We start from the raw sequence: 8,360 nt of genomic DNA, 5'->3' as shown, positions 1-8,360 counted from the left end.
GCGCCAGCGTCTCGCCCGTGTAGGCGAGCGCTTCCGCCGGCCGACCGAGCTTCCGCAGCAGCGCCGCCTTCAAATGCCGCGCCTTATAGTTGCGGCTGTTTCGGATCAGCGAGCGCGTGGCCAGCTCGAGCGCTTCCGCATATTCGCCGCGGCCGCAGGCAATCGCGGCCAGTGAATAGTAGCCGCTGTCCTGCCAGGCGGCGGACCAGACGGCTTTGTAGAAGGCGGCGAACGCCTCTTCGTCCCGCCCTTGCAGCTGCAGCGCCAACCCAAGCTGGTACAGCGCTTCGCTGTCGTACGGGTTCGGGTTGCGCCAGGTCAGCGACTTCACCGCTGTGCGGAAATGCGCCTCCGCCTCGGCAAACCGGCCCCGTCGCAGCAGCAACGTGCCATAAGCGACGTTGATGCGGATATCGCTGGCGTCCCGCTTCAGGCCTTCCAAATAATACGCCTCTGGCTCAAACGTAGCATGGCGATACTGCTCCAGATGCAGACCGGCCAGATACAGCTGCTCGTTTTTCTTCAGCTCCTGCGGCTTCGGCAGCGGCTTGGCGGCTTCCGGCACCTGTTCAATCGACGGCTTGGCCGGGCGATACGAAATCAGCAGCCGCCCTTCACTGTCGCGCACCGTCACAAGCAAGTCATGAGGCTGGTCGCCTTCATCCAACGGGACAACGGTTTTGTAGGTCGAAACCGGCGACAGCCGCACGGTGTCGGATACGTAGGTCCGGCGTGCGCCTTTGAGCTCCACAACCGCCCCTGCATAATCGGAGGTCGCATACGCCAGCACCGTTGCCGTCCGCGCCGTCTCGTCGACTTCGAGGTTAACGGCCGCTTCGATGGAAGCATTTTTTACAACACCGATGTCCTTGTAAGGCATAAAATACTGCTTAAACGACTTCTCCTCATACGGCTGGAGCCAGGTGAAGTCCGGCTGGTTGTCGGTATACACCCCGGTCATCAGCTCGATGTACGGGCCATCCTCGTCCGTCAGGTTGCGGTCCCAAGCCTGACCAAATTCGCCGTTCCCCCAAGTCCATTGCTTCTTCCCCGGGGAAATGTGGTGATTGGCGACATGCAGCAGGCCGGCTTGCACGCCGTGATCGTACCCGCCGACGAAGTTGAAGTCGGATTTGTAAGCCATGTAGGACGTGGGGACCGGGATGTTTTTGTAACGAGAAATATCTACGCCCTCCGAATAATCCATCTTGTAGTACGTGCCGGTGGCAATCGGAAACCGTGAGACGTCGCGCTTGCCATGATCGAATACGGCGGTAACGTCCGGCGGAAACACGGACTGCGTATGATCATTTACCGCCACGGCCGGGTTAGCCCACCACAGGAACGTTTGCGGCTCCGGCGTCCGGTTGTACAGCTGCGCGGATATCTCCAGATACGCCTTGCCTGGGTACAGTGTAAACCCGGCGGTCATCTTCGTGCCATACATGCGGTCAATTTCGCTGACCCAAACGGTGGCGCTGCCGTCCTCTCCCTGCTCCAGCCGGTACTCAACCGGGCCAAAAGTGTTCGGCCGGTGATGCTGCGGCCAGTTGAACTCGATGCCGCCGGAAATCCACGGCCCGGCCAGGCCAACTAGCGCTGGTTTGATCACGCGGTTGCAATAAACGAAATCGTAGTTGTTCGTCTTGTCGAGCGCACGGTAGATCCGTCCGCCGAGTTCCGGCATGATTTCGATCCGCACGTACTCATTTTCCAAAATCGCCAGCCGATAGCTGACCTCCCGCTTCTCATCGTAAATCTTATCGATGACCGGATAGGGATATACCCGTCCGGAGCTGCCTTGATATACGCGTTTTTCCAAAAACATCGGGTTCTTGTCCGGCTCTCCAACCCCATACGTCGGGATCAGCTTATCTTCTTCCCAGACTCGAACCGCAGCCTTTGGAGACGCCTCCCGCTGTTGAACGTTCATCTCAAATCCTCCCCTTCATTGGTTGAATCGGTTGTAACCCCAATGTACCCCGGAGCTGAAGGAATTCCAATTGACGAAATACGGGGAATGATGGACTATATTCTTATGAGGAGGCGTTTCTGTGGATCATCAAATTCGCAAGCCGGACGGTTTTGAGGCGCAAATGCTGTTCGTTCAACCGGACTATATGCTGAAAGAACTGAACAACTCCACGTTGACTCGGCCGCTGTTCGTCAGCGACATCGGTTTTTTCCCGAATGCCCGGCATCACTATCGGGAGCGCCCGGAAGGGGCGGACGCTCATATCTTCATCTATTGTGTGGAAGGCGAAGGATGGGTGGAATGGAGCGAGGAACCCACGGACGGCAGACCAGACCGCTCAGGAACGACGACGAGCAAAATGCAACAAAGCTACCCGCTGACCGAGCGCCAGCTGGCAGTGATCCCGGCGCATAAGCCGCACCGATATGGGGCTTCGACCGATAAACCCTGGAGTATCTACTGGTTTCACCTGCAGGGCGAGGATACCAACGCGTTGATTCACACCTACGGCCTGGACCAGGGCGGCCCTGTCCGGCTGCCGCTGAGCGTACATGCCCAGCTGTTGGAGCATTTTGAGCAGTGTTACCGCCTGCTTCATGACAAGCACTACTCTCTGCCCGTGCAGATCCATGTCGCCCAGACCATGCGCCACTTGCTTAGCAGCATCGGGCTCAGCGCCGAACGGTCGGCGCAGGACCGCAAACGCGAACGCTATTTCGATGAAGCGGTCCGCTACATGACCGAGCGGCTGACAGAGAACCTCACGCTGTCCGAACTGGCGAAGCAGGTTGGGCTGTCCAAGCAGCATCTCGTCTACTTGTTTAACCGGGAGGCGGGGCTTCCGCCGATCGAATATTTTCTGCGGCTGAAAATGCAACGGGCCGGACAGCTCCTTGACCTCACCGGCCTAAGCGTCAAAGAGATCGCCGGTGCGGTCGGCTTGTCCGACCCGTATTATTTTTCGCGATTATTTAAGAAAATCATGGGGTACTCCCCAACCGAATACCGCCGTATTCCGAAGGGATAAGCCCCGGAGCGGCCGAAGCCTTCCTGCGCCGACATTACTTGCCGATGCGCATCAGGACCGCCTCGCGGGCGGCTTTCGTCAAACCGCCAAGCACCAGATCGTACGAGTGGTCGATCATGGCCCGCAATTCGTCCATCGACAAGCTGCCGTCCACGGTGACCGTATTCCAGTGCTTTTTATTCAGATGATACCCCGGCTTCACGCATTCATGCTGCTCCCGGAGATTGGCGGCGATCACGGGATCGCATTTTAGCGAGATGCTCGCGGTCTCATCGTCGGCCGTGACAGGCAGCAAGGCGAACATTTTTCCCCCGACCTTGATGACCGTCGTCTCCGGGCCAAAAGGATACTCCTCGACGGCCCCTTTTTTGGACAAACAATACGCTACCAGTTTACGGTACACGACCCTTCCCCCTCATAGGCTTGCTTATGGTGTAACTATATCATGCAGGCCACGGGAGGAAAAGCCGCTTCCCGTTTCCGAATTGACCCCGATTGTGTTGCAGAGCCAGAGCTATCCGTTTTGAAGCGTCAACGCCCCATCAAACCGATACTCCCCGCCAGCTTTGGCCTCAAAGGTTACGCGGCGGTCGCCAAGACTTAAGGTAAACGTACCCGGGGAATACGTACGCACGACTGCGCTGCTCAACCGGCCCGCTTCCCAAGCGAGATCAACCTCGGCGTTGCCCTTCGCCCGCAGTCCCGTCACCCGGCCCGTCGGCCAAGCCGCCGGAAGCGCCGGAAGAAGGCGGATGTTGCCGCCCGGCCGGCTTTGCAGCAGCATTTCCGCAATCGCCGCCGTACCGCCAAAGTTACCGTCGATGACAAAAATGTTCGTCTCTGCCCCGGCGATCCCCGCCTTAGAATAGCTGAGCAAATTGTCGAAGCACAGCTCCCCAATCAGGTGGGAAATATGCTTCAAAGCGCGGTCCCCATTATACAACCGGGCAAAAAACAACCCAAACAACGCCGCCGTAAACTCGATATCCTCCAGTTCATCCTGCTGCATGCGGTTTTCCAGCGTCACCCGGGCTGCGGCTGCCAGCTCCGGCGTCTCCTCCGGCGTGATCTGATGCGCCGGGTACAGCGCAAACAGGTGTGACAAATGGCGATGCTCCGGCTGTGCTTCCTCGTAGTCCTCGAGCCATTCTTGCAGCTGTCCCTTTTTGCCGATCTGCAGCGGGGGCAGCAGCGGGATTGCAGAGCTCAGGCGTGAGCGCAGCTCCACATCCTCCTCCAGCAGCTCCGCCGCTTCCAAACAGAACGTAAACAGCTCCCGTACGAGTGCCTGATCCATCGTGGAGCCCATCGACAACTGCCAGCATCCTTCCTCCGGACGCCCCGGGTAGAAGTGGTTCTCCGGGGAATTCGACGGCCCCGTCACCAGCCAGCCGTATTTGGGATGCACCGTCATGTAATCGAGGAAAAACAACGCCGCCTCGCGCAGCACCGGATACGCCTGCTTCTCCAGGAATACACGGTCCAACCCGAACCGGTAATGCTCAATCATTTGCATAGCCAGCCATAGCCCGCCAGTTACGTTAAGTCCCCATGAAGTATCCCAGCCCGGATCGGTAAACCCCCACACATTGGAAAAGACATGGGCCACCCATCCCGGCGAACCGTATACATCGCGAGCTGTCTTTTGGCCAGCGCGGGCCAAATCCTCCAGATAACGCATCAAAGGCTGCTGGCTCTCGCCAAGATGTACCACCTCGGTCGGATAATAGTTCATCTCCGTGTTCACGTCGAGGTGGTAATCACAGCTCCAGCCCATGCGGCATGCCTCGCCGTCATTCCAAATGCCTTGCAAATGCAAGGGCAGCGGCGAATCCTCCCGCGAACCGGCCAGCGTCAAATACCGGCCGTATTGCAAGAACAATGCGAACAGCTGGGGATCGCTATAGCCTTGCCGCAGCAGGCGAATCCGCTGGTCCGTTGGCAGTTTCGCCGCTTCTTCGGACGGACCCAGCTCGATGGACACCCGCCGGAACAACGGCTCGTAATCGGCCAAATGATCTGCTTTTAGCTGATCGTAACCCTTAGATAACGCCAAGGAAGCCTGTAATCGGGGCGCCAGCTCCCATGACCTCGACTCGCAGCGGTAATCCGTGGCGACGGTCAGATAAATGCATGCTTCGTCCGCGCCGCGGACCACCAGTCGGTCGTTCTGAACATAAAGGCTGCCGCCCCGGGTGTCGAGCTCGATGCGGCCGCGGCACCGGACGCCGCAAGCCCCGTCGCTATGCACCGTCTCCGTTGCCTTGCCGCGGAATTCCAGCGCGGCCATACCGGACGCCGAAACCTCAAACTCGGGCGTCAGTCCCGCAAGGCCAAGCGTAAACGAGACGCCGCCCGCCGCTTCGCTCCAGATCCGCGAGACGAGAACATCGTCAGCATGAGAAGCGAACAGCTCGCGCACCAGCGTTGATCCGGGCTGGCCGGAAGTTGTCGTCAGCAGGGCCGTCGACAAGTCCAACTCGCGTCGGAAAGGGGAGCACGCTCCGTTGACTGCCCCGGTCTCGGTCTCGCTGGGTTCGCCGGACGGAGCGAATTCGATCACCACATCGCACATCGCCAGATGGGTGCCAAAATTCCGCTTCGGCGGCTGCAGCGCTTGCTTCGCCAGCCGGTCGCCGCCCGCGTAATCGCCGGCGAACAGCCGCTCGCGGATCGCGGCCAGCGCCGCTTTGCCTCCGGACGCCGCGGATGCCGTCTCATCCGCTTGGCCGGACCAGTAGGTCGACTCGGTCAGGTTCCAGACCTCGCGCTCCGGCGCGGCCATGACGATGGCGCCGATCCGTCCGTTGCCCACGGGCAGGCCCTCCGACCAACCCGCAGCCGGCTTGTCATACCAGAGCTTGGTTGCGCCAAGCTCCGCTGCGTTCACCTTCATTGCCTTCCCTCCACCTTGCCGGAGGACGTCCGGTCATCCGGGACCAGCCGATACGTTTCCCCGGCTTCCGTCTCAAATCGGATATCGCCTTCCGCGATCCGTTCCACGGCTACCTCCACGCCACCGTGGTATACGGTCAGCGGCTCGCCCCCGCTGAGCCCCACGCGAACGCGGCAGGCATGGCCCAGCGTCGACACGATCTCCGCCTCGGTCAGCTTGCCGTTCGCCCAGCGCAGGCTTACCTCGAAGCCGCCGCGGGCACGAAGGCCGCGGACCTCGCCGTCCGGCCAGGCCTGCGGCAGAGCGGGCAGCAGCACCAGCGCAGGGAGGTGCGACTGCAGCAGCATCTCGGCGATGCCCGCCGAAGCGGCAAAGTTGCCGTCAATCTGGAACGGCGGATGTGCGCCCAACAGGCTGGCGTATACGCCGCCGTGGTTATAGCGCTCCGTTTCGCCGTCCTTCACCAGCCGCAGCATATTGCCGAGCAGCCGCAGCGCCCGATCGCCGTCGCCGAACCGGCTCCACAGGGCGACCCGCCAGCCCAGGCTCCAGCCGGTGCTTTCATCGCCCCGCCGCTCCAGCACTTGCCGCGCTGCGGCGAACAGCTCCGGCGTCTCCTCTGCCGAGAGCTGGCGGCCAGGATAGACGCCCACCAGATGGGACGTGTGCCGATGGTGGACATCCTCGTCCTCGAAATCCCGGCTCCACTCCTGCAGCTGTCCATACTTCCCAACCTGCAGCGGCAAGAGTCGCTCACGGGCCTGCCGCAGTTCCTCACGAAACGCCTCGTCAATGCCAAGCACACCTGCCGCTTCGATGCAGTTCGTAAACAGCTCCCAGATGAGCGACAGGTCCATCGTGGATCCTTCACTAATCGCTGCAACTCCATTCGCCGTACGGAATTTATGCTCCGGCGAAGTCGAAGGCGAAGTTACGAGATGGCCTGATTCGTCTTCAATGAGCCAATCCAGAGCAAACAAGGCAGCATCCTTCAAGATGGGGTATGCAAAATCATGTAAATATGCGACGTCCCCGCCAAAGACGTAATGCTCCCATAGATGTTGGGTCAACCAGACGCCGCCCAACGGCCACAGCGCCCAGACCGGATCGCCGCCGCCGAAATCGCCCACGGGTGCGGTTTGACCCCAGATGTCCGAGTTGTGATGGGCGACCCACCCCCGGGTACCGTAGTTGACGGCGGCCGTTTTGGCCCCATTCTCGGCCAGGTTGCCGATCATCTCCAGCAGCGGCCAGTGGCATTCCGCCAGGTTACACACCTCGGCCGGCCAATAGTTCATTTCCGCGTTGATATTTAGCGTCCAGTTGCTGCTCCACGGCGGCCGAGTCATCGCATTCCAGATTCCCTGCAGGTTAGCCGCCTGCGTGCCAGGCCGGGAGCTGGCGATCAGCAAATACCGGCCGTAATGGAACAGCAGCTCAACCAGCCCCGGATCAGCGGCCCCGTATTCTACGATCCGCCGCTCCGTGTCCAACCCTTCCGGGGCCGCCGTCTCCCCTAACCGCAAGCTGACGCGGCTAAACAGGGCTTGGTAGTCCTCGATATGCCGGGCCCGAATCTCCAGGTACCGGTTGGCTAATGCACCAGTCAAGTCCGCTCTGGCCCGAGCCGCCGCCACGTCCGCCGGTACCGATTCCGGTCGCCCCGCCCCGGGGATTTGGTCGAACCGGTCAAAGCTCGTCGCGGCGCTGAAATACAATACGGCCTCCGTGGCGTCCAGAACGCGGATACCGTCCCCGTCGACGCTGACCCGGCCGTCGGTTTCCGTTACCGCCAGCCGCCCCTCAAAGGCCATCGCCGGGGAGACGGCCGGATCGCCGTAGCGGATCGGGCGATCCGCGTTCACGTAGTTCGGCTCCACCCGTTCCGGCGCTGTCCCCCGCATCACGAATATCCCGTCTTCCACGGCGGCAATATGGCGGAGCGGACTGTCGAGCCGTGCATGAAAAGCAAGTGCTCCCGGCTGGCTGCACGTCAGCCGCATGGCGATGATCCGATCGGGATGGGATACGAAGATTTCGCGCTTATAGCTCACTTTCCCGACGGTGTATTCCGTCACGTGGATGGCGTCCGCCAGATCCAGCGTGCGCCGGTAACTCCGGCAGGCGGCCCCGTGCTCGAACGTCAGCTGTAAATCGCCAAACGGCAAATAGGATTCCGTGTACGGCCCCAGCATTTGACGTCCCAGTTGATCCGCCTCCTCATAACGGCCTTCCCGGACCAGCTTCCGCACCTCAGGCAATACCTGCCGGGCGGAGGGATTGTTCCAATCACGCGGATACCCGGACCATAAAGTATCTTCGTTCAGACTGATCGTTTCCCGTTCCACCCCGCCGTAAATCATCGCGCCAAGGCGCCCGTTTCCGACCGGCAGCGCTTCGGTCCAGACCGTGGCCGGCCTGTCGTACTGCAGCTTTGTGTTTTGCTCCATCTTTTCTTCCTC

At 60.6% G+C, this 8,360-nt stretch carries 5 protein-coding genes; 1 reads left to right on the top strand and 4 read right to left on the bottom strand.

Annotation, left to right across the window (positions count from 1 at the left end):
• On the bottom strand, positions 1–1,933 hold a 1,933-nt coding region (locus tag POTG_RS05615; RefSeq protein WP_009223845.1), incomplete at its 3' end, for a DUF5107 domain-containing protein.
• A 121-nt stretch (positions 1,934–2,054) separates the two neighbouring features.
• Between POTG_RS05615 and POTG_RS05610 the strand changes: the two genes are divergently transcribed.
• On the top strand, positions 2,055–3,002 hold the full coding sequence (locus tag POTG_RS05610) for an AraC family transcriptional regulator (protein ID WP_009223844.1): 948 nt from the start codon (positions 2,055–2,057) through the stop codon (positions 3,000–3,002).
• Between the two features lie 34 nt (positions 3,003–3,036).
• Here POTG_RS05610 and POTG_RS05605 read toward each other — a convergent pair whose 3' ends face one another.
• From POTG_RS05605 to POTG_RS05595, 3 genes are all read right to left on the bottom strand, one after another.
• Positions 3,037–3,405: an MmcQ/YjbR family DNA-binding protein gene (locus POTG_RS05605; RefSeq protein ID WP_009223843.1), complete on the bottom strand. Its 369-nt coding sequence runs from the start codon at positions 3,403–3,405 to the stop codon at positions 3,037–3,039.
• Between the two features lie 111 nt (positions 3,406–3,516).
• On the bottom strand, positions 3,517–5,898 hold the full coding sequence (locus POTG_RS05600) for a glycoside hydrolase family 95 protein (RefSeq protein ID WP_009223842.1): 2,382 nt from the start codon (positions 5,896–5,898) through the stop codon (positions 3,517–3,519).
• The gene (locus POTG_RS05595) at positions 5,895–8,348 is read right to left on the bottom strand and encodes a glycoside hydrolase family 95 protein (protein ID WP_009223841.1); all 2,454 of its coding nucleotides are present in this window, start codon (positions 8,346–8,348) and stop codon (positions 5,895–5,897) included. Before POTG_RS05595 ends, POTG_RS05600 begins: the two co-directional genes overlap by 4 nt.
• Between the last annotated feature and the right edge of the window lie 12 nt (positions 8,349–8,360).

Source organism: Paenibacillus sp. oral taxon 786 str. D14 (assembly GCF_000159955.1).
GTDB lineage: Bacteria > Bacillota > Bacilli > Paenibacillales > Paenibacillaceae > Fontibacillus > Fontibacillus phoenicis.
This window is presented reverse-complemented; position numbering and strand designations above follow the sequence as displayed.